Here is a 24,368-nt window from a genome sequence, read left to right on the forward strand (position 1 = left end):
GCAAAAAAGATGAGGTTGCATGGCATTCAGTAGTCATGGTGAGCTCAAATTATGGGTTAAAGACAACATAGTCTATATGGAGTGTTCTGGTGGCTGGAATGTAGAGAAGGCCAAAGAATTTATTCATGAACTCAATCACACCATTACGCCATTGGTAACTCCTCCCTTTTGTGCGGTTGGCATTTTGCATGATGACTGGATGCCAACCTCTGAAGCAATTCCCTATTTAAATGCAGCAACCTGTAACGCCATCAAAGCCGGGTTGATTAAGGAAGCCTACGTATCCAGCTCGCCTATTTCAGCCCGTGTAACGAAGAGCCTCGTTTTACCACCCGATTGTGAGCACTACCAAAGTAAAGAGTTTACTCAACTAGCCGACGCTGTTGCCTGGCTGCAACATGGTGAAGAGCAGAGCGAAAGCGATTTAAAACGCCTCAGTCCATAGCGAATGGACAGTTGTTTATCGCAGTGCTCAGTACCCGATAATTTAATGACGATGCGTTAGCCCAATTCTACCGAGTCATAACGAATTAAAATTAAAATATAATCGAAAGCGCCTTTAACCCAAGCTCGATAGGGCAAAACATAGCAGTGCTCTTCCATAGACCTCCTATCTCTGTTTGTTGAATTGTTAAAGCGATCCGTCAATGTGAACTAGTTAATTCATGCCTTGAAAACACAAAGTAAGGCAAGAGCATGTGGCAATATAGTTGATTCATAAATACGATTAAATAAATCAATTTTAGTTAATTTAACCAATTGTTTTAGGTATGCATACTGCAGCTTCATTCACTAGGAGTTGATTATGCAAAACTTTATCCGACACATTCAATCCGTGCTACGTTTCGCGCCTAGCCAACCGGTTATTCAACGCTGTAACTATGCCAACAACTACTATGGTGATCAGGTTTGTAGAAACGCCATCCAACAGTCTAATGATAGTCACTAAGCAAATTGAGGCTTAATTTTCATTATTAAGGTACGTCGTAGTCAGCTGTTCTGTTGCACAGCGCTATTTTAGTGGCATTAGTTCAACTTGCCACTTTCTAAGGCGTTGAGCAGTTAGCTTATACCGGCGCTTATCATAAGAGTCTGGTTGCACGAGTAAACCAGACCCTCTACATTCGGCAGAATTTTCTATACTTGAGAATAGATTCACGAATTTTCTATTGCCGGCAATGAAATATCGAATCTAGCACCGCCTAACTGGCGACTCTGGGAAACTCGAATACTTCCCGCATGCCATTCGATGATGCGCTGCACAAATGCCAAGCCCAGACCAAAGCCATCTCGCTTAGTATTACTTTGCCCTCGCGTGAATGGCTTGAAGATATCAGTAGATTCATTTTCATCGATACCTTCACCATTATCCTCAATGATGATGTGGATCTGCGCGAGCTCTCGTTTAACATTGATCTGCACAGTACCTTTACCATATTTCATTGCATTTTCGATAACATTGCCAAGTGCACGTTGCAGGTAGTCACTGCTTCCCATTACATATACCCGTAGCGGATCTATGTTGTAGCGAACGCCTTTTTTGGGCTCAAGTCCACCACAGATGTTGGTAATCAAAGTTGCTATATTGACTGGATACTTCGGCAGAGAATGCAATGCCTGGTCCATCCTAGCGTAATCCATGAGAGCCTCTACAAGAGACACCATTTCATCTACGTGATGCTGTAAGCGTTGTTCATATGCTTGCCGCTTTTCGAAAGATTGCTCCTCCGCCATAATCTCAAGCCCGAGCCGAATTTTAGCAAGTGGTGTGCGCAAATCATGCGACACAGCTGAACTCAGCAACTTTACATCGGCCAACAATTCTTCAATTTGCCGCGCCATTGCATTAAAGGTTTGTTCCAATGAATAGATATAGGAACTTTTGTGTGGTCTTACGCGGGTTGCCAAGTCTCCTTTTCCAAACCGTTTAGCTGCCAATTCCAACTGACTAATTCGCCTTAACAACGGAATTAGCCAAAGCATCAAAATCATACCGAGTAGGACGTAAAAAACCGTAGTAAATCCAACCCTAACCCATTGAATCTGGGAGCGGTTTGCCAGGTTGGGCAGATCCATGACAAGCAAGCTAGAATGGGAGGGAAGGTAAACCATTGCATTGCGTCCACTGGCGGTTTCCAACTCCAACACCTCCCCCTCCTCTAGTTTGCTCGTTAGCTCTACAGGTAGTGCTATGTCTTGCAGTGACACGAGTCGGACTTTGAACTGGCTTCCACTAGGCCAATGCGCTAACCATTCAGTCGGTGAACGGGCTTTATCTAATGTGCTTGCCAGCGCTGTAAAAAGCTGCTGCGATTCAGATGGAGTGGCAACAGATGACGGTCCCCAATAGTGCTGATAAATGGTATCAAACATCCAGCCTAATCCAATAAATGCGAGCACAACCGGTCCAACCAGTGAAAGTGATATACGCCGCATTAATTCAGCTTTGCCATCATATAACCCTTACCCCAAACCGTTTTTATAATGGTTGGCTCAACACCATCATCACCAAGTTTCTTGCGCAGACGCGAAATTCGTAAATCAATTGAGCGATCAAATCCGTCGTAATCAAAACCTCGCAAGATCTTCACGAGTGTTTCTCTGCTAATAATCTCTCCTGCATGAGACGCCAAGTGCCATATGACATCAAATTCATGGCTGGTGATTGCTAAATCCGTGTCACCACGAGTGACTCTGCGCGTATTTCTGTCAATCACTAAACCTGCAACAGACAAGCGACTAGGCTCTGTCACTAACACCTCGCTGTTAACTTCATGCCGCCGCAACAGCCCTCGGATCCTGGCAAGCAGTGCTCGCGCTCTTACTGGCTTTATCACATAGTCATCAGCACCGACTTCGAGACCTATCACTTCGTCAATCTCCTCATCACGCGCGGTTAACATCAAGATAGGCCCATTGTAAAATGCTCGTACTTCTCTACACACGTCCAGACCATCCAAATCAGGCAGCATCCCATCAAGTATAACGAGCTCTGGCATATGCTGCCGAACTAGGGTGATCGCCTCTTTGCCAGACACCGTGTGTAGCACTTTTAGGCCTTTTTTAGTTAAAAAGTCAGCTGTCCACTGCGCGAGTTCAACGTCATCTTCAACCAAAAGAATACTGGGTGATAAGGTCGTCATCGTTTCTCCAAGTTCAGAATAAACGCCACGATACGGCATTGCGCTTCTTCTGGTAAACCCAAGCGGTTTTTAATTCAGCTTGCGCCAGCACGGTGCGAGAATTTGCTGGTGTTAGCACAAATAGTAAATCATTGGTTGTTGCAGCTTCGTACGTGGAGTTCCCAGCAGAGCGACCGGTCCAACATTGGACAGGGGATTTCTGGGATTGTACATACAAACAATAATCGCCTAGCTCATTCGATTGCCAGACTAACTCCACTTCTACATAACAGGTTTGCCCCTGCCGCAACGATACACATTGAGATGGCTTAATTTGCAGATCTACCGTGCCAGAGTCCTGTGCCATTACCTCCTCGGTGTAGGCGCAAAATAGGAGGCTGAGTAGCAGTAAAAGTTGTTTTAATAAAGTCATTCTTGGCACTCCATTAAAACACGTAGGTAAGGCTGAATAAGGATGTAACGTTAACGTTGTCACCGCCTCGGAATGGACTGTTTGCAGCACCCGATGGTAAGCGTTCAACATTCACAAAACCGCCAACAACCCAACGTTGATTGAGCGGATACTCAAAACCAACCCGTGCACTCAATGCCATTCCGCTACCCGCTTGGTAAGGGACAAAATAATCACGGATACGTTGCGCCTGCTCGAAGCCTTCTGCGACCAAAGAAATTTGCTCTGAGTCCGCCTCTGTTAGGCCATAAAAATGCGTCCAGACTTCACTCGAGCGATAGCGCACACCGCCGGCTATATACACGTTAACATTACGGATCTGCCAGTCATAACGTGCTGATGCTGTGGCTTCAAGTCCACCAATACCATCGCTAAAACTGTGTGGCATTAGCGTTAACTGAGTCAACATTTGGTCAAAATAGCCACTGAACCTTAAACCTACTCGCTCATCGCTCTCGCGCTTGATATGGTATGCCTGTAACGGTCCGCTTAGACGATATTCCACTTCCTGTGCAGTGTTGGCGAAGTAGACATCCCAAGCCCAATGGCGTGAGTTATAAAAATTATAGCCAATGGCTGGGCCTGCATATTGACCATCTTCGGTCTCCTGACTGTTGCCGGGTAACTCAATAAAAAAGCCATGGTACTGAGCCCTTAGATCCAAGTTAATGCCCCAAAATTCATCCATATATTGCGTGCTGCTCAAATCAGGGTCGATGTGAATACGTTCCTGTGCGCCAGCCACAATGCTAACAGCCGCATAAAATGAAAAATCTTCGTCATCGGCGAACGCTGCTGGCGACAAACTACTAGCCCCTACGACAAGAAGCACCACAACGGTTGTCACTAATTTAGAAATGGTCATAAAACTATCCAAGTTGTTTTTCGAGGCATTAATCGTAGGGAAGTTGTTGGCTATTTTGCGTACCAAGTTTCCTCATATTGTATCGATTTGTATCAAGCGACAGTACTTTTTTGTTCGCCCGCCCACAAAGACTTATGACTACTCGGGTTACCAAGGGGAAGTCACGTGTACCGTTGATACATTCGCATACAACCACGAGTGATTCGTGACGATATCCTGTACCGGTAAATTATCTAACCGAAGGAATCACAATGAAATTTTTTACTCAACTGAAATCTACCTGCACTGTTGGTCTGCTGGTTGCCTCAATGTTAACCGGCTGCGGTGGATCCTCGTCTCACCCTATCACCAGTCAACCTGAGCCTAAGCCATTACCAGAGCCTGTCGCACAAGATCTCGACTACCAAGCACTGCTAGACGCGGCAATTTCAGATAACGTCCCTGGCATGGTGCTACTGGTTGATACTGCTACTGATAGACATTGGGTAAGTGCTGGTGTAACTGATACAGAGACCCTGGAACCCATGCCGCTAGATGCGAGAATGCCGATTGGCAGTGTCGGCAAAACTCTGGTTGCTGCATTAGTTACCTTACTGGTTGACGAGGGCTGGCTCGACCTTGATAGCCCCATCAAGCATTATTTGGGCGATACCATTACTGAACATCTGGCGTACAGCGACATTATCACGTTACGCCAGCTATTAAATCATACCGCCGGTGTGCGCGACTACTTGAATCATCCATTGTTTCTGTCGACATTTTTAGCTACCCCTGACGATATCTGGTTAGATGAAGATTTACTCCCATTCATTTTGGACCGTGAACCTGATTTCTACCCAGGAAGTCAATTCAAATACAGTAACACCGGATACGTACTGGTTGGCATGGTGATATCAGCGGTACTCGAAAAACATAGCAGTCATGCACTCAACGCACGGATACTGGCGCCTCTTGGAATGGATGCAACTCGCTATCTTGGACTCGAGACGACTCAGGACGATATTGTCAGCGGCTATCGTGACCTCATGGAGTTTGACTTGGCCGTGCAGCCAACGATTGGTAACTTACGCCCACACTTGTACCGTTTAGGCGTTTCTGACGCTCCAGTAGCTAGCACCGTGGATGACCTCGCAAAATGGCAATATGCGCTACAAAATGCCAATTTTCTGCCCGGCAAGTCTTTGTTGTCAGCAATGACTCATGAGCAAAGCCTGATCACATTAAATGGCATAGGCGGCTATTTACCCAACAGTGACATAGCTTATGGGCTAGGTATGTTCAAGGAAACCGCTGGCGATACCACACTATTTCACCATGGTGGCGACCAGTTTGGTTGGTTAACACATAACGTTTTGTGGCCCGAAAAAAACATCACGATTGCATTAATGGTCAACTGCGGAGGCGATATTTGCGAGGAAGCTGCAGCTTCAGTGGTGAACCAAATCATTACCTATTATTTAGCAAAATAATTAGCAGCGGCAGTAGTGGGTTAGTCTCTGGCTAACCCACATTTATTCCTCAGCACTGTCTTCCAAGGCATCAATATCATCAGGATCCATACCCATTGAACGCATGATTTCACGGGCTTCAGAAGGAATGCGATGAGGATTGTCTTTCCGCAAATCATCATCATTCGGTAGCGGCTGGCCGGTGAATGCGTGCAAAAAGGCTTCGCACAGCAATTCCGAGTTGGTCGCGTGGCGTAGATTATTGATCTGGCGCCGCGTGCGCTCATCGGTTAACACTTTCAATACGTTAATGGGTATTGAAACGGTGACCTTTTTTACTTGCTCGCTCTTCTTTCCGTGTTCTGCATACGGATGAATGTATTTGCCATTCCACTCTGCCATTGGCTAGCCTTTTATTCATTATTGTTTTAGCGGGGAAATTCTAACCGCAATTTCGTAAAGGTCAATTAACCATAACTTATTCGCTATAAAGCACATAAGAATGCTTGACTCCCCCTATCATTACCATTAATTTAGACGTCTAAACGTCTATTTGCAAAGTTATTTTCTATTATGGTCTCATACGCACAAGGTATTGATGCACTCAATCAGTCGCTCTCCGAACTGAATGACATTGCCGTTTCATTTGAATTTTTTCCTCCTAAGACCGAGCAAATGGAAAAAACACTTTGGAAATCAATTGAGCGGCTAACACCGCTAAAGCCAGCCTATATGTCGGTTACTTATGGTGCAAACAGTGGCGAACGTGACCGGACCCACGATATTGTCAAACAAATTCAACATCAAACGGGCGTGCCTGCAGTGCCCCATTTGACCTGTATTGATGCCAGTGAAGATGAGTTAAAAAGTATTGCGCAGGATTATTGGAACAATGGTATTCGACGCATTGTTGCGTTACGCGGTGACCTGCCACCGGGTGGCGGGAAGCCGGCTTTATACGCGTCAGATTTAGTCAAGCTTCTGAAAGAAGTGGCAAATTTTGATATTTCGGTTGCCGCCTACCCAGAAAAGCACCCAGAAGCGCCTAACGCACAATTTGACTTATTAAATCTCAAGCGCAAGAACGAGGCGGGTGCAAGCGAAGCCATTACCCAATTCTTTTTTGATACCGAGGTGTTTTTGCGCTTTCGTGACCGCGCTGCCGCAACGGGGATCGATTTAGATATTGTCCCCGGGATTTTGCCCGTCACCAATTATCAAACCCTTTTGCGCTTTGCAGCGATGACCAATGTTCATGTTCCCGCCTGGCTGCATAAACATTTTGATGGCTTAGATGAAGCGGATCAAACTACGCGTAACTTGCTTGGCGCAAACATTGCGATGGATATGGTAAAGGTGCTAGCGAAAGAAGGGGTAAAGCATTTTCATTTCTACACCCTTAACCGCAGTGAATTGAGTTTTGCGATTTGCCATATGCTTGGACTTAGACAAGAATAGCCACTGAACATTTAATTATTTTCGCTTGGCGAAAACTACATTCGGAAGACTATGAATACGTTCGTTGAGCGTTGGCAAGTGATAAAACCCGCACTGGGGCGCTTAGGTGCGACGTTTCTTTACCGTTGTAAAGAAGACAAAATCACCGTGTCTGCGGGCCATTTAGCTTATGTCTCGTTATTGTCGTTAGTGCCTTTCATTATGGTGTTTTTCACCTTAATGTCAGCGTTTCCGGCTTTTGAGACTGCCCGCGGAAAAATCGAAAACTTTATTTTTAATAACTTTGTACCGGCTTCCGGTGATGTGGTGCAAAACTACATTGGAGAATTTGTAGGTAACGCCTCAGAAATGGGTGCGATCGGTATTCTTTCACTGCTTGTTGTTGCACTTTTGCTGATTTCTAATGTTGATAAGACCCTCAATGCTATCTGGCGTACTCCGAGCGAACGGCCACTGATTTATACTTTTGCCATCTATTGGATGGTGATAACCCTGGGGCCACTATTGATTGGCTCAAGCGTCGTTGTAAGCTCCTATTTGGTCGGGCTGGCGAATTTTGCTGAGGAGTATACCCCAGGGCTCGGTACTTTTTTTCTGAAGTTAGTGCCAAGTTTGACGTCGATAGCCGCCTACTTGATCCTCTTTATGTTAGTACCCAACCGGCGCGTGCGGTTTATATACGCATTAAGTGGTGCGGTGTTATCCACCCTGTTATTTGAGCTAACCAAGAAAGGGTTCTCACTGTACGTCACGAGTTTTCCTTCTTACGAATTAATTTACGGGGCGCTCGCGGTTATTCCGATCTTGTTTGTATGGATTTATTTATCTTGGATCGTGGTGCTGTTAGGTGCAGAGTTCACCTGCGCAGTGACAGAAACGTTTGAAAAACGTGTTGAACAAGAACCTCGCGAAGTCAGCACAGAAAGCTGAGTTGAGTGTGTTTTTCTCACTCAACTCAGTAACCGAGCGATAGGCTCTTTATTGCTTAACAACTAGCCGTTGAGCGACTGAATAAACTGGTTCGATTGCTCGATGGCAGCATTCATTTCGCTGATTAAACGGCCAACATCTTTACGGATAGTATTCAACTCGCCTTGCAATGCACCCACTGCATTGGCATTTAGGTTGTGCTTTAAGTACAGAACGTTGTCTTGCAATGAGGCCAAAACCGGATCCATACTATTTTCAACCTTACGCATTGCTTTAATTAAGGTGTTGTAACGACGTTGCGTGTCTTTTAATTGACGCTCACTGTCACGGCGCAAATTAGCATTAGAATAGTTACCCAATTCTTCTTGCCATTCGGCAAACAGTGCCTCGGCCACGTTCTCTACACTATCGATACGAGCGCTAACGGCTTCAGCCGCCGCTTTACTGGAATCATACTCATCGCTGAGTGCTTCATAAACAGCCTGCAGCTCACCACCATCAAAATTAATTAACGTGCTGAACTGTTCGAGGGCAGAGGAAAACTGCTGTTGCGCTTCCTCTTGGCTCTCGCGTGCGTCTTCAACACGGTCAACAAGAATATCGCGCTTTTCTACCCCAAGCTTCTCCCATGCTGCGTAATACGCACTCTGGCAAGCACTTAGAAATAGTAATGACGCGATAATCAGTGCGCGCATTAGCTGGCACCCTTGAAGCGTGCCGCGTCAATAATTGCCCACACGTGGAAAATAAACCCTGGGACAGCCATAAAAAATAAAATTCCGGTCGCGGCCAGTGCATAATTTACCCACACTAACACGAAAAAGACTAACGCCGCCAAAATCCGTCCTTGCACCAATTGGCCAAGTCCAGCAATAAAAAAACTACAAATAGCCGCAATAACATTTCCGCCTGAACCTTGTCCTGACATATTTCTTTCTCCATAACTGTTGAATTTGCAATCAAAGTGTTCTTAACATAGGCGAACACCTGTTCGACTACAAGTGGAATAATACAAAAAGAATGCCAAATCTGTATCCTGATCTTGCGCCATACCAAACCACCATGTTAAACGTCGGTGATGAGCATACCCTGTATGTTGAAATGAGCGGCAACCCTAGCGGCATCCCAGTGCTATTTATCCACGGTGGGCCTGGGGCTGGACTAAATCCTATCTACCGACGTTTTTTCAATCCAGAACATTATCATATCATCGGATTTGACCAGCGTGGGTGCGGTAAGAGTACGCCATTCGCCGCCCTGTATGCCAATACGACAGACCATTTAGTGAGGGATCTTGAGCAAATTCGCCAATATTTAGGCATTTCTTCATGGTTAGTGTTTGGTGGCTCCTGGGGGGCAACCCTCGCTTTGATATATGCCATTCGATTTCCACAGCACATCACCGGGCTCATCTTGCGCGGCACCTTTCTGGCGCGACAGCAGGATGTCGACTGGTTTCTAAGGCCTGATGGCGGCGCAGCAAGTGTTTATCCTGAAGCCTATGCTGAATTTGCTAAACCCACGGATCGCGCCATGACTAGCGAGGATATCTGCAACCGCTATTACGCGATTTTCAATGCTGCTGATGAAGTTACTCAAGCACATGCCTTGCAAGCATGGTATAGCTGGGAAGAACGTATATCGAAACTGGTTTTGGCCTACACGAACGTATTGGCACATCAGCATTTTCACATGGTAAAGAGTTTGGCGTTGTTAGAGTGCCATTACCTCAAACACCAATGCTTTATTCCAGAGAACTATATTCTCGATAATATCGCCACCATCGCGCACATTCCAGGTACTATCATTCACGGTCGCTATGACATGATCTGCAAAGCGGAAGCTGCCTATGCGTTACACCAACGATGGGAGAACAGTCAGTTATTATATGTTCCCGATGCGGGGCATAGTACAAGTGAAGACGGTATTGCGAACGCTTTACGCAAAGCGACCGATGAGTTTTTTAAATATATTAGTAGGACGACATGATTGGACTGATCCAGCGGGTTTCACAAGCGAGTGTCAGTATTGACCATCAATGCGTTGGCAGCATTGATGCTGGCTTACTATTACTACTTGGCGTTGAGCGCTGCGACGATAAAACACACGCCGACAAACTGCTCAAGAAAATCTTAAACTACCGCGTATTTGCTGATGCTGAGGGGCGCATGAACCTTAACCTACAACAAATTAGCGGCGGTCTTTTGATTGTCTCGCAATTTACCCTGGTGGCGGACACTCAAAAAGGCACTCGCCCTGGGTTTTCAAAAGGGGCTTCTCCACAATTAGGAGAAGAATTATTTACCTATTTCGTTAACCAGGCCCGCGTGCTGCACACACCGGTCGAATGCGGCGTGTTCGGTGCAGACATGCAGATTGCTTTGGTGAATGACGGGCCAGTGACGTTTTGGCTCACCAGCTGACTTGCCCACTCCCCGACAATAAGGTCTAATGTTTATCTTCTATTATTGAGCGAGTCTGCTGTGTATAAAATAGCAACACCTGTCAGTGACGAAGAGTTTGAACGCTACTTTGACTTCCGTTGGCAATTGTTACGTAAGCCATGGAATTTCCCGCCAGGGAGTGAAAAAGACGAATACGAGAGTGTCGCCGAACATCGGATGATTGTCGATGGCAAAGGAGAGATTGTCGCGGTTGGCAGGGTTCATCTAAATACCTCAGAGGAAGCACAAGTCAGGCACATTGCCGTGTCACTCAATCATCAGCGCAAAGGGCTTGGGCAAATGATCTTGTCTGCCCTAGAGGCGGTGGCTCGTCAACTTGGTGCGACACGAGCCATTACCAATAGTCGCGAAACATCCATCGCATTCTTTGAATCCTGCGGCTATAACGTTGAAGCTGAAGCGCCCAACGAATTAAACAAACTAAAACGCAGCCAAATGGTGAAGGAACTCACAGAAAACAACGTGTTGATGCTGCATCCCAAATGGTGTGCAGAGTTGCAGGCAACCTGGTCAGATACGATCCCAATTTCTGAGCACATGGGCATAAAAATTTACCAGTACAGTGGCCGCACGCTTGAAACGCGCGCATCGCTGAACAAAAACATCAATGTTCATGGCACCATGTTTGCTGGGAGTATTTTTTCACTCGCGACCTTAACTGGCTGGGGTATGATCCATCTGCAACTCAAGCAACAAGGCCTCGAAGGCGATATTGTACTGGGCGATGGCGATATCCATTACCACAAACCGATTACTATGCAGCCACGAGCGATTTGTAATATTGAGTCTGTGAACGCCAAATTTGAAAACTTAGCCAATGGCAAGAAGTGTCCGGTCAAACTGAGTGTTGATATCCTCGACGGTGATAATGCCGTAGCTGAATTTAGCGGTGTTTTTTGGGTACTCCCGCTCACTGCAACCCACGGAGAAAAATAATGCCTGCGATCGGAACCCCTTTCAGCAGTAATGCGACGCGTGTAATGTTACTCGGCGCCGGCGAACTCGGCAAAGAGGTGGTCATTGAGTTACAACGTCTTGGTTGTGAGGTTATTGCCTGTGACCGCTATGCGCATGCCCCAGCCATGCAAGTTGCTGACCGCGCGCATGTGTTTTCGATGTTGGATGCTGAGCAATTACGCGCGACAGTAATGCAGGAACAGCCCCACTACATTGTGCCTGAAATTGAGGCCATTGCGACCGCCGAGCTGCTACGCTTGGAACAAGAGGGATTTACTGTTGTTCCATCTGCCAATGCGGTTCACACCACTATGAACCGTGAAGGGATCCGCCGCTTGGCTGCTGAGCAACTCGGTTTACCAACCTCAACCTATCAATTTGCTGACAACTATGCGGATTTCAAGCGAGCCATCGAGGTCATTGGCTACCCCTGTTTTGTTAAACCAATTATGAGTTCTTCTGGCAAAGGCCAATCTCATCTCGCTGGCCCGGATGATATTGAGGCTGCTTGGCAATATGCCCAAGAAGGAGGTAGAGCGGGCAAAGGGCGGGTCATAGTCGAGGGGCAAGTGAATTTTGACTACGAAATTACCTTGTTAACCATTCAGCATCGTGATGGTGTTAGTTTTTGTCAGCCAATTGGTCACCGGCAGGAGCAGGGGGATTATCGGGAATCATGGCAACCTCAAGCAATGTCGACGACTGCGCTCGCCAATGCGCAAGCCATCGCTGCGCAAGTTACCGCCGCGCTGGGTGGGAAAGGGCTGTTTGGAGTGGAACTGTTCATCAAAGGCGATGAGGTGATTTTTAGTGAAGTGTCACCACGTCCTCACGATACTGGGTTAGTCACCTTAATTTCACAGTCATTGTCGGAATTTGCCCTGCATGCGCGCGCATTTCTCGGCTTACCTATTCCAAATATTCGACAATTAGGTAATGCCGCATCGGCCGTTATCTTGGTGTCAGGCGATTCAACCGATATTCAATTTGGCGCATTGGACCAAGCACTGAGCTGCAGTGACACTGATATGCGTTTATTTGGCAAACCTGCGGTGCAAGGAACCCGCCGCATGGGTGTAACGTTAGCACTGAGTGACACCGTCGAAAGCGCAGTGGCAAATGCCCAACAAGCGGCTGCTAAGGTTAAGGTTAAGTTAGCATGAGGGGATTTCTTCTAGGCCTTTTATTGTCTTGCCTATGCAATAACGCGATGGCACACACCTACTACATACTAAGGCATTTTGAAAAAGCACCAATAACCGACAATCCCCCACTGTCTGCGCGCGGAATGCAGCAAGCACAAGCGCTAGCCACTCTGCTGTCTGGCAATGCCCTACAATGTATTTATACAACAAATTATCAACGTACACGGCAATCCGTTGAGACTTTGGCAAGCGCGCTTGAGACTGAAGTCCGATTATATGATCCACGGCAACCCGAACAGTTGATCAATAGCTTAGATGCGCTACAACAAGATTGCGTGATAGTTGGCCACAGCAATACCGTTCCCGATCTGGTAGAACGTCTCGGCGGCGAAGCCAAATCTTTAACTGAAAAAGATTATGGGGATATCTTTGTCTTGGTAAAAGATAAGCAACAGCTTATTCGCCAACACCATGTTGTAATCAGGCAGTAAACAACCATCGACGAAAGTACGCTGATTTAAAGACGGCAATAAAAAACGCCGGCTATCGCCGGCGTTTGCTTCAAACTATAAAGTCGTCTTCTATGCAGCCATTGCTGAATGCAATTTCTTCATAGCATTCTTTTCAATCTGCCGAACACGCTCAGCGGACACTTGATATTTGTCAGCCAAATCTTGCAATGTGGTTTTATCATCAGACAACCAACGGGTTTCGATGATCTCCTGACTGCGAGCATCAAGTGTTTTAATCGCTGCGTACAAACGCTTAGACGCGCGCTGATCCCAGTTGTTATCAATCACGTCTTGTTCAACGTCGGCAGACTTATCTTCTAAGTATTGAACCGGCGCAAAATTCCCGCTTTCGTCGTCATCGGCAGATAAGTCAAAAGCCGTGTCTTGACTGCTCATGCGAGCTTCCATCTGAAGTACTTCTTTAGTACTGACGCCTAATTCCTCTGCGACCTTTTGCACTTCTTCATGCGTAAACCAACCTAAGCGTTTTTTCGCCTTACGCAGATTGAAAAACAATTTACGTTGCGCTTTGGTTGTCGCCACTTTCACAATGCGCCAGTTTTTTAGCACAAACTCGTGGATTTCAGCTTTGATCCAATGCACCGCAAATGAAACCAAACGCACCCCCACACTAGGGTCGAAGCGCTTTACTGCCTTCATCAGCCCAATATTACCTTCTTGGATCAAGTCGGCCTGCGGTAAGCCATACCCGGCGTATGACTTAGCAATATGGACAACAAATCGTAGGTGCGACATAACCAACTTTCTGGCGGCGCCTAAATCTTCTTCATCACGTAAGCGAATCGCTAACTCACGTTCCTCTTCTGCGGTTAGCATATCTATGCCGCTAACTGCCTGAATGTAGCTCTCGATACTGCCACTGAGAGGAACAGATAATGCCATGGATTGCATTTTTGAACTCATGTGTTACCTCTAATAAATATCCGAAAAGTGTAGCAAAGCCACCGTATTAAAACTACCTACTTATACGACCTTCACCGCGTTTTCGGTCAATTATTTATCGGATTCCCTGTTAACCTAAGCGATATGGTGACGTTTTTGCCTAATACAAGACCGCCAATCGTATAAAAAAGTTTCATTTTTTAACAATCAACGTACAATTTCAGATTAATTGTGGTAATTCAACCATGCCAGAGAATTGTTGTTATGTTTGCACATGTCGCTCGCCAGCCCATTGTTGATGCCGAAAAAAACGTTTTTGCGTACGAGTTGTTGTTTCGTGACGGAGAACAAAACTGTTTCCCTGAAATAAACGCTGATGAGGCCACTTCAAAGATACTAACCGGAAATCACCTGTCATTGGGCATTGAAGAGGTGAGCTGCAATAAAATTGCGTTTATCAACTTTCATCAAGACACGCTGCTCTATCGCTTTCCAACTTCACTGGATGCCAACCTCGTGGTAATCGAGATCGTTGAAACCGTAAAAGTGACCAAAGAACTAGTGAGTGCATGTAAGCACATTCGCGATCTCGGCTATAAGTTAGCACTCGACGATTATGATTTGGATCCTAAGTGGGACCCATTTTTGCCTTTTGTCCACTTCGTTAAGATTGATATTCAGGAAGTGAGTCAAGAGCAATTAGAAACCAAGCTACCTGAACTCAAAGCAGCAAAAGCGAAGCTGGTAGCAGAGAAAGTAGAAACTCTGGACGAATTTGAGCGATTTAAAACACTGGGATTTGACTATTTTCAAGGCTACTTTTTAGCCAAACCAGAAATCGTTAAAAACAAACAAATGGGGGCGTCTAAACTGTCCCTGTTAGAATTGGTGGCCGTCAGTTCGAGTGCGACTTTCGATTATGATAAGGTAAACGAGGTTTTGCAACGTGACGTAGGTTTATCCTTTATGTTGTTGCGCTTTATTAATAACCCCTTGTTTAACAAACGCAATAAGATCACATCATTACGCCATGCGCTGACCTATATGGGCGAAATAGAAGTAAAGAAATTTATCGCCCTGCTCGCATTAGCGAACTTAAGTGAAGGCAAGCCTATTGAATTGATGCACATGTCTCTGGTGCGTGCTAAGTTTTGTGAGCTCATTTCATTATTACTAAAAGAAAAAGAAAATCCGCCGACCGGCTTTTTAACGGGGTTGTTTTCTTTGATAGACACTATCTTGGATCAATCAATGCAAGCGCTTGTGGAAAAACTGCCCCTCGCCGATAACGTTAAATTGGCGCTCATTGGGAATGAAAACTTATTGCGCGCGTGTGTTAATGTAGCCAGAGCGTTTGAAGTGGGCAACTGGCCTGCAGTAGAACGCTTTTCCAAGCAACACGGCGTTGAGCAAGCTTTAATTCATAGTTTCTATAATGAAGCCATGAAGTGGGGGCACGCGATGAAGCAAAGTGCGCTAAGCGAATAAACGCGAGTCTGCTGAAGTAAAGGATTAAACTATGTTTGCATTTGTAGCTCGACATCCCATCCTAGACAAAGAAAAGGATGTCTATGCGTATGAACTCATTTTCCGCGATGGCAAGGAAGGTGCTCTACCGCAATACGAAGAGAAGAAACAGCAGTACATTACCGAGCATTTCTATGCCTTGGGATTAGACGATATTTCAGGCGATAAAACCTCGTTTATTAGTTTAGAGCCAGCAACGTTAATGCAGGGCGTCCCCAAAGAACTGGATCCCGATCGGGTGGTGATTGAATTAAACCGTGATCCAAGTGGTGATATTGGTTTAGCTGACGCCTGCAAGCATGCCAAAAATTTGGGGTATCGGATAGCCCTCGACGACCCGCAACTGCTCAATCGAAAATCGGAGATAATGCCATTGGTCGATATCGTGAAAATCGACCTCGCGGTGAATCGTTTTGAGCACTTAGAAAAGCAGTTACCACGTTTAGTTGATGCTAATTTGGAGTTGGTCGCAGAACACGTAAATACTTACGATGACTTTGCCACTTCTCAATCGCTGGGATTTCAATTCTTTCAAGGCTATTTTTTCGCCCAGCCTGAAGCTCGCTTGCAACGCGATTTACCCGCCAGCAAGTTAACCCTTGTTGATCTGATGGGAGAAAGTAGTAACCCCGATTTTGATTTTGATCGGATCAATCAGATCATCGAGCGTGATGCGGCTTTGTCGTACTTGCTCTTGCGCTTTATTAACAACCCTATGATCAATAAGCGCTATAAGATCAGTTCATTGCGTCATGCTCTGAACTATATGGGCGAAGTCGAAATTAAGAAGTTTATTGCCCTATTATCTTTGGCCAACCTCAGTGACGAAAAGCCCTTAGAACTCACTCATATGTCATTAGTGCGGGCGAAATTTTTTGACCTGTTGTCGCAAAAACGTCACTTAAAATTGGATCCCCCTGTCGGGTTCTTAATTGGGTTATTTTCACTGCTCGATGCGTTACTTGATCAAAGCATGAGTGACATTCTCGTCCAGCTACCACTCGCGGATGAAATAAACCAAGGGATCTTGGGTGAAAGCGAAGAATTTAGTCGCTACTTTAACTTAGTGCGAGCCTTTGAAAGCGGTTTATGGTTAAACGTTATTCGTGCATCCAAACAGTTAGAAATCGACCAAAAAGAGCTGCACAGTTTATATAATCAAGCCATTGTCTGGGGCAATGGCGTAAGACAAACATTGTCTTCATATTTCCCGCAACGCAAAGTCAATTATTGAGGTTCGATCTGGCGCACATGCCGCTGTACGGAAATAAACGATCCTAACAACCCCAACAATACCGAAAGCCCGAGCATGGTCAGTAGCGCGCCTCCATCTAAACCGGAAATGGAGAACTGTTTCTGATAAAGCTCAGCAAAACGGGTGATGCTGGCATCCATCCACCACAATATGGTCAATACCGCAAACCAGGCAATTAGGCCGCCGAGCAAGCCATACCAAAAGCCGGTATACAAAAACGGGCGATGAATAAAAGCGTCAGTGGCACCCACCAGTTTCATTACGATGATTTCATCCCGTTTATTCAGGATATTTAAGCGGATTGTATTACCGATAATCAGGACTACTGCCATAAATAAAAGCAATCCGATGAAGGTAACGAGTTCTCGCGCTACATTGACCAGCGCGTATAAACGTTCTAACCAATCGATATCTAATTTCCCAATGTCCACTTCCCGTTCGTTAAGCAGTTTTTCTAACAACAGCTTCGCAGCTGTGGGGCTGCTATGCTTGCTAGTCGGCGTTACCAGAACAACATCTGGAATTGGGTTTTCGGGCAGGTAAGCGATCGTATCGCCGAGCCCAGAAAGTTGCTCAAACTCCTGCAGCGCTTGTTGCTTGGGAATAAAGACTACACCATCAACTTCTTCCCATAACCCCAACCGCGTGACCAATTGTTGTGATTGTCTTTCATTCACCGAGCTCTTGAGAAACAACGAGATTTCTGAGGCTTGCTGCCAACCCTCACTCATTTTTTCTACATTGCTGACCAAGATATACAAGGTACTGGGTAATGTAATACTCAGACCCAGTACACCGATCGTCATCATAGACGCAACGGGTTGCCGCCAAAGTTCGCCTAAGCTGTATAACGCCTGACGTAAATGATTAACGAAAAACATCAGAATGCGTTGCACAAGATTGATTTTGTTCGAGTGCACAGCGCCACTGGGTCGATCTTTGAAGAGTAAACTCATAGCAACATCTCCGGCGCTGACTCGGTAAGTCCATCGGTGATCATTTGGCCGTTTTTCAGGGTTAATGTGCGATAGCGCATGCGAGCGATCAGGCCGAGGTCATGGGTCGCAATCAACACCGAAACGCCAGCCTGATTGAAATCTTCAAATAACCGAATAATCTCCATCGACAGTTTAGGGTCGAGGTTTCCTGTAGGCTCATCGGCGAGTAACAACGGCGGCTTATTGACGATGGCGCGCGCAATGCCGACGCGCTGCTGCTCTCCCCCGGAGAGCGCCATGGGTAACTGGCGGATCTTATCACTCAAACCGACCATCTCTAACGCCGCTGCTACGCGCTTCTTAATTTGTTTATGTGAATACCCTTCGATAACCAGTGGCAGACCCACATTATCAAAAACCGTCCGATCCAGTAGCAGATTGTGGTCTTGAAATATCATCCCAATATCCCGGCGAATATAGGCAATTTGATTCCGCGTGATGCTGCCTAAGTCATGGCCATTGATGAAAATTTTGCCAACAGTCGGCCGCTCCATGATGCTGATTAATTTGAGCAAAGTACTTTTACCCGCGCCAGAGTGCCCGGTAAGAAAGGCCATTTCACCCGCTTGCAGATGAAAATTCACTTTCTGGAGCGCACGCTGGCCACCCGGATAGGTCTTACTTACTTGCTCAAATTTGATCATACCAACGCCATTGTTAATTACTGCGAGTCGCGATTTTCATTGTCACTGAATAATGCATTGATAAATTCGCGACTGTCAAAGCGCCGCAAGTCATCAATGCCTTCTCCAACGCCAATGTATCGGATCGGAATACCGAGTTGATCGGCGATTGCGAAAATAACCCCACCCTTGGCAGTACCATCAAGTTTAGTGAGTGTTATGCCACTCACGTTGACCGCTTGTCCAAACAGTTTGGCTTGACTGATAGCATTTTGCCCAGTTCCAGCATCGACCGTCAGCATCACCTCATGGGGTGCTGATGGATCAATTTTTTGCATCACGCGCACCACTTTCTTGAGCTCTTCCATAAGATTGTCTTTATTTTGTAACCGGCCAGCCGTATCAGCAATCAATATATCAGCATTCCGTGCTTTAGCGGCTTGCAACGCGTCAAATAACACCGAGGCGCTGTCAGCGCCCGTGTGTTGAGCAATAACAGGGATATTATTGCGTTCTCCCCACACTTCTAATTGCTCAACCGCGGCTGCTCTAAAGGTATCTCCAGCCGCCAACATGACCCGCTTACCTTGTTGCTGGAATTGTTTGGCTAACTTGCCAATGGTTGTTGTTTTTCCAACCCCATTGACGCCCACCATCAGGATCACATAGGGGCCTTGACTATTATTTAACTCCAACGGCAGACTAACCGGCTCAAGCATCTCCTGCATATGCTCGCGTAGCATGGCATACAAGGCCTCACCATCTTTCAATTGTGACAGCTTGGCGTTTTCAGTTAACCGGTCAATAATCTTCGTCGTCGTGTCCATCCCCACATCAGCGACTAACAGCTGAGTTTCAAGTTCTTCATACAGGTCATCATCAATGGACTTGCCTTTGAATAGGGCAACAAACCCGGTACCAATATTTTGCTTAGTGCGCGACAACCCAGCTTTTAGTCGCTCGAAGAACTTGGGTTTCTGTGGTTCCGAGGCCTCTGTTACGAACGCTTTTTCCGCGGTCGGGTTTGATACAGGAGCAGTTACTGAGCTTGGTTCTTCTCCACCTTCAGATGGCACTGGGTCTGCCTGTGGGGCGCTTTCTGCCGGCGTAGCATGATGATGGTATGCTTCTGCCCCTTCTATTTGTTCTGGTGGGGATGGTTGCTGGGCTAAACTGGCAACATCTGAAGAGGCAGCCTCTGCGCCTGCGGAGCTATTTTCAACTTTTTGCTCATCGGACACTGCGGGTTTCGACTTGTCTTTATTAAACCAATCAAAAAATTTTGACATCTAAGCTTGCTTCCATCTCAACGTATCCGAAGATTTCAGATACACTAGCATATGTACATAAATAAGCGGACATCTTAACATTGCCAACACCCATGAAGCGAGATAGAAAACGGCAAAACTCGCAAAGCATCCAGGCATCCACTGGCAGCATCCGGATAATTGCCGGTCAATGGCGCGGCCGCAAGCTTCCCGTTCTGAATGCGCAAGGTCTGCGGCCAACCACTGACCGAACCAAAGAAACCGTGTTTAATTGGCTAATGCATGACGTGCGAGATGCTCGCTGTCTGGACTTGTTTGCCGGTAGTGGAAGTTTGGGGTTTGAGGCTCTGTCGCGGTATGCCAAGCACGTAGATTTTGTGGAAAAAGATAAACGGGTTGCTGAGCAACTCCAACAAAACATCACACGATTGCATTTACCCCAAGAGGCGGCACGCCTCATTGTGAATGACGCATTAAGCTACTTGCAAAGCGCTACCGAAACTTACGATCTGGTTTTCTTGGATCCGCCATTTCATCAAGAGTTTCTAGCCCCGATATTACAACACTTGACCAACAGTGCTGTATTAGCAGAACACGCAACACTCTACATTGAGACTGAAAAGAACCTGAGTGAATTGCCCAGCCAATTTGGCCTGACTTGCCAAAAACAAAAGACCACGGCGCAAGTGGCTTTCGGTTTATGGACACGTTAATCCTCTAAACTAACCCCAATGTTTGTGGCATTATCAGCTAGCGCCAAGGTTTTCAATTCAGCGCCAAGCGGCAGCGATTGAGTTAACACTTTTAGTAAATTTTGCTGAAATTCGACTTCACGCTGCATCAAGGGATGCTGTTTGATTGCGGCATTATCTAGCTCGCCTTCGGTTGCCAAAATCACAGCCTCAACACTACCCTGTGACAGTTTACTCACTGCAACCGCCCCTTGCTCATCGTCACCGGTCAGTAAACCTAATGCAGCCACCATTGACATGGCACAGTCAACCGCCGGATAAACCCCAAAATTATCAAAAGCTTGTGGATCTGGACTCGCTTCTTCGACTTTGTCTTTGAGGAGGGTAAAGTTAGTCGTAATTTTGCGTTTCGCGACTAATGCTTCGTAGGCAAGCCACAGTTGCGCTAAGGCTTTATGCATTTGTGCGTCACCATCCCAGTCGCACAAATCGCAAAACAACGAAAAGTTAGCCATTTGGCGCTGTAACATGGCGGCGCAAAAACCAACGGCTTGAACCTTTGACAAGGCTCTTACTTGCGCAAAGGTAGATAATTTCTGTTGTTGGTCACTCATGCACCAATCTCCGTAGCATGCGCAATATAAGCGCTAACACCATCTAATAACATTTGAATCGCGATCATTATGAGGATCATGCCCATTAATCGCTCCATGGCCGACAATCCGCGCTCACCCAGCAGTTTCTGGAAGACACCTGAAAATAGCAAAATAACCGCAGAAACCAGCCATGCAGAAAACAACGCTAACGACCAGTCTAACATTCGTGATGGGTCTTGATTGCTTAACAATATCAGCGCAGCAAGGGTACTTGGACCCGCAATCATTGGCACTGCAAGCGGCACTATAAAGGGCTCTTCTCCAACTGCGAGGCCGGTTACACCACCCGGTTGCGGAAATATCATCTTAAGACCAATCAAAAACAATATGACCCCACCCGCAATCCGCACGGTCTCTTGGCCAACGTTAAGAAAATCCAGAATAGCTTGACCGCTGAACAAAAACACAAACAAGATTGCAAGCGCGACCAGTAATTCACGCACCACAACAATGCGGCGACGCTTTTGCTCAATACCTTTTAAAATCGATGTAAAAATGGGTAGATTGCCTAATGGATCCATAATCAGGAACAACATCACCGCTGCCGATAGCGTATCCATTTTAACTCCGCAAAAACCTGATTTATCGATAAAATTGCACGCCATTATAGCGAAATTTATAGTTACGGTTTACATTAATAACGATCGTGTTGAAATTTTATTAAAGGAATCGACTATGAGTTTAATGTCAGTTAGCGAAGTTGCAGAATTTTTAGGGGTGCAAGAAATCCGCGTAGAGCGCCTTGAAAGAGAAAGCCTGCTGATTGCAAAAGACAAGGACGGTAACGGTAAGCCCTTGTTTGATAAAGACGATGTGGAAAGATACAAAACCTTAGCAGAACGTCTGGGCGGCATTTAACTGTCGCTAAACGCGCCCATTATCATCTTACGCCGTGTGCTCTAGCAGTGCACGTGCAATGGTGCGTATGCCTTGGCCAGTAGCGCCCGCTGGCATGGTGTTTGTGGCTGCTCCACTGTATGCCGCTGCCAAATCTAAATGAGCCCACCCTTTGCCGTCTTCGGCCACAAAACGCGATAAAAACCCTGCCGCATTTGAAGCACCACCCGCACCACCGCCTTTGACCGGACGACTATTGGCGGTATCGGCGAAGTTTGAAGGGCATTTCTCTTGGTGCCAACGCTCTAACGGCAATGGCCAGGTTTTTTCGTTCTCTAACGCCGCCCACTGCAGCATTTTATTACGCAACTCATCATCCAATGAAAACAGTGCATTGTACTCATTACCAACGGCCGCAACTGCGGCTCCGGTTAATGTTGCTGCATCGATGATTAATGAAGCGCCACTTTCAGTCGCTGCCATCAAGCCATCTGCCAGCACTAAGCGACCTTCAGCATCGGTGTTAACAATTTCCACTGTTAAACCGTTTTTGTAGGTTAATATGTCGCCAAGTTTATACGCGTGCCCACTGATCAAGTTCTCAGCGCAGCATAAAAACAACTGAGTGCGTGTCTTCAGCCCCTGCATAATGGCTAGTCCAAGCGCACCGCATACGGTTGCCGCACCACCCATATCACACTTCATATCCAGCATCCCCTCGCTGGATTTAATGCTGTAACCGCCACTGTCAAAGGTGATCCCTTTACCGACCAGTGCCGAGGTAACAGCCGCTTGACTATCGCCAGTGGGATTAAAATCTAGGACCAGCATGGCTGGTGGGCGTTCACTGCCACGCCCAACATTGTATATCCCAGTCCAACCCTGTGCAGCCAATTCTTCACCGGTGATGATGCGGTGGCTGATGTACTCAGGCGCAAGCGATGACAACCACTGTGCTGCCTGCTCTGCGAGATATACGGGACTCATCACTTCAGGCGTTTCATTGACTAATCTACGCGTAAATACGAGTGCCTTTAAGCGCTGTTGCAACGTCGCTTTATCGGCGTTGTCACAGAAAAACAATTCGGTTTTAGCCTTGTGGGAGACAAAACTAATCGCAAATGCCCATTGTTGTTCTATATCCCAATCACCCGCTAACTGAAGTCGAGCGATGGCATTGCTCTCAAGCATGCGCGCAGCTTTTTGGATCCGGCGCAAATTCAAGCCAGCTTCATTAAGATGGATATAAGCCCCGTTTTGCGCAAAACTGATCAACGAATCTTCGCGCCAAGCGCCACTGGGTAAATCTGTTGTTAAGCGTAAAGTAAAATCCGACATTATTAGCCCTTTTTGCTATTCTTGCGCGCTACTGTAACAAACCTACATCAGGATTCCATGGATTTCGAATCGCCACTTATCCCCGGTAAACTGTTGCGGCGCTACAAGCGTTTCTTTGCAGATATTGAACTCGACTCCGGTGAAGTTATTACCGCGCATTGCCCAAATACAGGTGCAATGACCGGTTGCGCCGAGTCAGGCTTTCGCGTGTGGGTACGTCCAGCCAACAACCCCAAGCGCAAACTCCAATATACGTGGGAACTAGTTGAAAATAATCAAGGTCACCGAATTGGTATTAATACTCATCGAGCGAATAAAATCGTGGCTGAAGGGCTGGCTAATCAGAGCATGGTCGATTTTGCTGAATTTGATCATGCGCGACCGGAGTACAAGCCAGCAGACGCAGACTCACGGTTCGATTTCTTATTATGTAATACCATGTCAAAGGCAGAATGCTTGCTGGAAGTAAAATCTGTCACTTTAGCTCACAATGGCGTTGGTTACTTTCCAGACGCAGTCACTAGCCGCGGCGCTAAACACTGTCAGGAATTAGCGCGCCAGCGCGACACCTACTCGCGGTGCGCATTAGTTTTTTGCGTTCAACATACCGGGATTGGTGTGGTTCGGCCAGCTGAACATATTGACCCGAACTACGCCCAAGCGCTACGCAAAGCAGTCACGCAGGGGCTCGAGGTGCATGCTTATCAATGTTACGTTGATGAACAAAAAATCTTTATAAATCAAAAGCTCAGTGTTGAATTGTGAAAAACATGTTGATTTTTATCAGAACAACGCCATATTTGCCGCTTGTTTTTAGCACGATGGCTAGCAAATCACGCCACGTTTTTGTTACCCATCTGAGAGTAGATAAATCAGCATCTTTATTCCGGCGTTGGA

The 24,368-nt window shown here is 46.4% G+C and carries 29 protein-coding genes; 15 read left to right on the top strand and 14 right to left on the bottom strand.

What is annotated here, in order from left to right:
- Positions 1–19: 19 nt before the first annotated feature.
- The gene (locus AC121Z_RS15100; RefSeq protein ID WP_498125000.1) at positions 20–445 is read left to right on the top strand and encodes a hypothetical protein; all 426 of its coding nucleotides are present in this window, start codon (positions 20–22) and stop codon (positions 443–445) included.
- 360 nt (positions 446–805) lie between these two features.
- Complete coding sequence (locus tag AC121Z_RS15105) at positions 806–949, top strand: hypothetical protein (RefSeq protein WP_498125001.1); 144 nt, start codon at positions 806–808, stop codon at positions 947–949.
- A gap of 206 nt (positions 950–1,155) precedes the next feature.
- Here AC121Z_RS15105 and AC121Z_RS15110 read toward each other — a convergent pair whose 3' ends face one another.
- The 4 genes from AC121Z_RS15110 to AC121Z_RS15125 are packed head-to-tail and all read right to left on the bottom strand — an operon-like array spanning position 1,156 to position 4,459.
- The gene (locus AC121Z_RS15110) at positions 1,156–2,436 is read right to left on the bottom strand and encodes a HAMP domain-containing sensor histidine kinase (protein WP_498125002.1); all 1,281 of its coding nucleotides are present in this window, start codon (positions 2,434–2,436) and stop codon (positions 1,156–1,158) included.
- Positions 2,436–3,182 (bottom strand): response regulator, encoded by a 747-nt coding sequence (locus AC121Z_RS15115; RefSeq protein ID WP_498125004.1) that lies wholly within the window; start codon positions 3,180–3,182, stop codon positions 2,436–2,438. Before AC121Z_RS15115 ends, AC121Z_RS15110 begins: the two co-directional genes overlap by 1 nt.
- On the bottom strand, positions 3,157–3,555 hold the full coding sequence (locus AC121Z_RS15120) for a DUF3019 domain-containing protein (protein ID WP_498125005.1): 399 nt from the start codon (positions 3,553–3,555) through the stop codon (positions 3,157–3,159). The genes AC121Z_RS15115 and AC121Z_RS15120 overlap by 26 nt, the downstream gene beginning before the upstream one ends.
- A 13-nt stretch (positions 3,556–3,568) precedes the next feature.
- The gene (locus tag AC121Z_RS15125; RefSeq protein WP_498125007.1) at positions 3,569–4,459 is read right to left on the bottom strand and encodes a MipA/OmpV family protein; all 891 of its coding nucleotides are present in this window, start codon (positions 4,457–4,459) and stop codon (positions 3,569–3,571) included.
- Positions 4,460–4,710: 251 nt separating this feature from the next.
- Between AC121Z_RS15125 and AC121Z_RS15130 the strand changes: the two genes are divergently transcribed.
- Positions 4,711–5,928, top strand: a complete 1,218-nt coding sequence (locus AC121Z_RS15130) for a serine hydrolase domain-containing protein (protein ID WP_498125009.1) — start codon at positions 4,711–4,713, stop codon at positions 5,926–5,928.
- Between the two features lie 42 nt (positions 5,929–5,970).
- Here the strand turns inward: AC121Z_RS15130 and metJ are convergent, their stop codons facing one another.
- Positions 5,971–6,309, bottom strand: a complete 339-nt coding sequence (gene metJ / locus AC121Z_RS15135) for a met regulon transcriptional regulator MetJ (RefSeq protein WP_498125011.1) — start codon at positions 6,307–6,309, stop codon at positions 5,971–5,973.
- Between the two features lie 171 nt (positions 6,310–6,480).
- Between metJ and metF the strand changes: the two genes are divergently transcribed.
- Together metF and AC121Z_RS15145 are read left to right on the top strand one after the other, a co-directional pair.
- Positions 6,481–7,365: a methylenetetrahydrofolate reductase gene (gene metF / locus AC121Z_RS15140; RefSeq protein WP_498125013.1), complete on the top strand. Its 885-nt coding sequence runs from the start codon at positions 6,481–6,483 to the stop codon at positions 7,363–7,365.
- A 51-nt stretch (positions 7,366–7,416) separates the two neighbouring features.
- Entirely contained in the window at positions 7,417–8,295 is an 879-nt protein-coding gene (locus tag AC121Z_RS15145) for a virulence factor BrkB family protein (protein WP_498125015.1), read from the top strand.
- A 62-nt stretch (positions 8,296–8,357) separates the two neighbouring features.
- Here AC121Z_RS15145 and AC121Z_RS15150 read toward each other — a convergent pair whose 3' ends face one another.
- A complete protein-coding gene (locus tag AC121Z_RS15150; protein WP_498125016.1) occupies positions 8,358–8,990 on the bottom strand; it encodes a DUF2959 domain-containing protein in 633 nt (210 codons plus the stop codon).
- Positions 8,990–9,223 (bottom strand): hypothetical protein, encoded by a 234-nt coding sequence (locus AC121Z_RS15155; RefSeq protein WP_498125018.1) that lies wholly within the window; start codon positions 9,221–9,223, stop codon positions 8,990–8,992. The genes AC121Z_RS15150 and AC121Z_RS15155 overlap by 1 nt, the downstream gene beginning before the upstream one ends.
- Before the next feature lie 92 nt (positions 9,224–9,315).
- Between AC121Z_RS15155 and pip the strand changes: the two genes are divergently transcribed.
- Genes pip through AC121Z_RS15180 form a run of 5 tightly spaced genes read left to right on the top strand, consistent with a single transcriptional unit; the run spans position 9,316 to position 13,353 of the window.
- Entirely contained in the window at positions 9,316–10,284 is a 969-nt protein-coding gene (gene pip / locus AC121Z_RS15160; protein WP_498125020.1) for a prolyl aminopeptidase, read from the top strand.
- Positions 10,281–10,718, top strand: coding sequence for a D-aminoacyl-tRNA deacylase (gene dtd / locus AC121Z_RS15165; RefSeq protein WP_498125021.1), 438 nt, complete (start codon positions 10,281–10,283; stop codon positions 10,716–10,718). Before pip ends, dtd begins: the two co-directional genes overlap by 4 nt.
- A gap of 60 nt (positions 10,719–10,778) precedes the next feature.
- Complete coding sequence (locus tag AC121Z_RS15170) at positions 10,779–11,696, top strand: bifunctional GNAT family N-acetyltransferase/hotdog fold thioesterase (RefSeq protein ID WP_498125023.1); 918 nt, start codon at positions 10,779–10,781, stop codon at positions 11,694–11,696.
- Positions 11,696–12,880, top strand: coding sequence for a formate-dependent phosphoribosylglycinamide formyltransferase (purT, locus tag AC121Z_RS15175; RefSeq protein ID WP_498125024.1), 1,185 nt, complete (start codon positions 11,696–11,698; stop codon positions 12,878–12,880). Before AC121Z_RS15170 ends, purT begins: the two co-directional genes overlap by 1 nt.
- Before the next feature lie 47 nt (positions 12,881–12,927).
- Positions 12,928–13,353 carry a SixA phosphatase family protein gene (locus AC121Z_RS15180; RefSeq protein WP_498125025.1) on the top strand — a complete coding sequence of 142 codons (426 nt, stop codon included), beginning with the start codon at positions 12,928–12,930 and terminating at the stop codon, positions 13,351–13,353.
- Positions 13,354–13,443: 90 nt separating this feature from the next.
- Here AC121Z_RS15180 and rpoH read toward each other — a convergent pair whose 3' ends face one another.
- Positions 13,444–14,298: an RNA polymerase sigma factor RpoH gene (gene rpoH, locus AC121Z_RS15185; RefSeq protein ID WP_498125027.1), complete on the bottom strand. Its 855-nt coding sequence runs from the start codon at positions 14,296–14,298 to the stop codon at positions 13,444–13,446.
- A 243-nt stretch (positions 14,299–14,541) separates the two neighbouring features.
- On the opposite strand from rpoH, the gene AC121Z_RS15190 reads away from it, so the two are divergent.
- Positions 14,542–15,765: an EAL and HDOD domain-containing protein gene (locus AC121Z_RS15190; RefSeq protein WP_498125028.1), complete on the top strand. Its 1,224-nt coding sequence runs from the start codon at positions 14,542–14,544 to the stop codon at positions 15,763–15,765.
- A 31-nt stretch (positions 15,766–15,796) separates the two neighbouring features.
- Positions 15,797–17,038 (top strand): EAL and HDOD domain-containing protein, encoded by a 1,242-nt coding sequence (locus AC121Z_RS15195; protein ID WP_498125030.1) that lies wholly within the window; start codon positions 15,797–15,799, stop codon positions 17,036–17,038.
- Here the strand turns inward: AC121Z_RS15195 and ftsX are convergent.
- The 3 genes from ftsX to ftsY are packed head-to-tail and all read right to left on the bottom strand — an operon-like array spanning position 17,032 to position 19,969.
- A complete protein-coding gene (gene ftsX / locus AC121Z_RS15200; RefSeq protein ID WP_498125032.1) occupies positions 17,032–18,015 on the bottom strand; it encodes a permease-like cell division protein FtsX in 984 nt (327 codons plus the stop codon). The two genes, AC121Z_RS15195 and ftsX, sit on opposite strands and share 7 nt — an antisense overlap.
- Positions 18,012–18,701 (bottom strand): cell division ATP-binding protein FtsE, encoded by a 690-nt coding sequence (ftsE, locus tag AC121Z_RS15205; RefSeq protein WP_498125034.1) that lies wholly within the window; start codon positions 18,699–18,701, stop codon positions 18,012–18,014. Before ftsE ends, ftsX begins: the two co-directional genes overlap by 4 nt.
- A gap of 17 nt (positions 18,702–18,718) precedes the next feature.
- Positions 18,719–19,969, bottom strand: coding sequence for a signal recognition particle-docking protein FtsY (gene ftsY, locus AC121Z_RS15210; protein WP_498125036.1), 1,251 nt, complete (start codon positions 19,967–19,969; stop codon positions 18,719–18,721).
- Between the two features lie 92 nt (positions 19,970–20,061).
- Here ftsY and rsmD point away from each other — a divergent pair, with 92 nt between their 5' ends.
- Positions 20,062–20,661: a 16S rRNA (guanine(966)-N(2))-methyltransferase RsmD gene (rsmD, locus tag AC121Z_RS15215; RefSeq protein WP_498125037.1), complete on the top strand. Its 600-nt coding sequence runs from the start codon at positions 20,062–20,064 to the stop codon at positions 20,659–20,661.
- Here the strand turns inward: rsmD and AC121Z_RS15220 are convergent.
- Entirely contained in the window at positions 20,658–21,254 is a 597-nt protein-coding gene (locus tag AC121Z_RS15220) for a DUF416 family protein (RefSeq protein ID WP_498125039.1), read from the bottom strand. The two genes, rsmD and AC121Z_RS15220, sit on opposite strands and share 4 nt — an antisense overlap.
- The gene (locus AC121Z_RS15225; RefSeq protein WP_498125041.1) at positions 21,251–21,856 is read right to left on the bottom strand and encodes a YhgN family NAAT transporter; all 606 of its coding nucleotides are present in this window, start codon (positions 21,854–21,856) and stop codon (positions 21,251–21,253) included. The genes AC121Z_RS15220 and AC121Z_RS15225 overlap by 4 nt, the downstream gene beginning before the upstream one ends.
- 115 nt (positions 21,857–21,971) lie before the next feature.
- On the opposite strand from AC121Z_RS15225, the gene AC121Z_RS15230 reads away from it, so the two are divergent.
- Positions 21,972–22,154, top strand: coding sequence for a MerR family transcriptional regulator (locus tag AC121Z_RS15230; RefSeq protein ID WP_498125043.1), 183 nt, complete (start codon positions 21,972–21,974; stop codon positions 22,152–22,154).
- 27 nt (positions 22,155–22,181) lie between these two features.
- Here AC121Z_RS15230 and pepB read toward each other — a convergent pair whose 3' ends face one another.
- Positions 22,182–23,471 (bottom strand): aminopeptidase PepB, encoded by a 1,290-nt coding sequence (gene pepB, locus AC121Z_RS15235; protein WP_498125045.1) that lies wholly within the window; start codon positions 23,469–23,471, stop codon positions 22,182–22,184.
- Between the two features lie 57 nt (positions 23,472–23,528).
- On the opposite strand from pepB, the gene sfsA reads away from it, so the two are divergent.
- Positions 23,529–24,236 (top strand): DNA/RNA nuclease SfsA, encoded by a 708-nt coding sequence (gene sfsA / locus AC121Z_RS15240; protein WP_498125047.1) that lies wholly within the window; start codon positions 23,529–23,531, stop codon positions 24,234–24,236.
- Positions 24,237–24,368 lie beyond the last annotated feature (132 nt).

It is taken from the genome of Alteromonas sp. DYW1 (assembly GCF_059752595.1).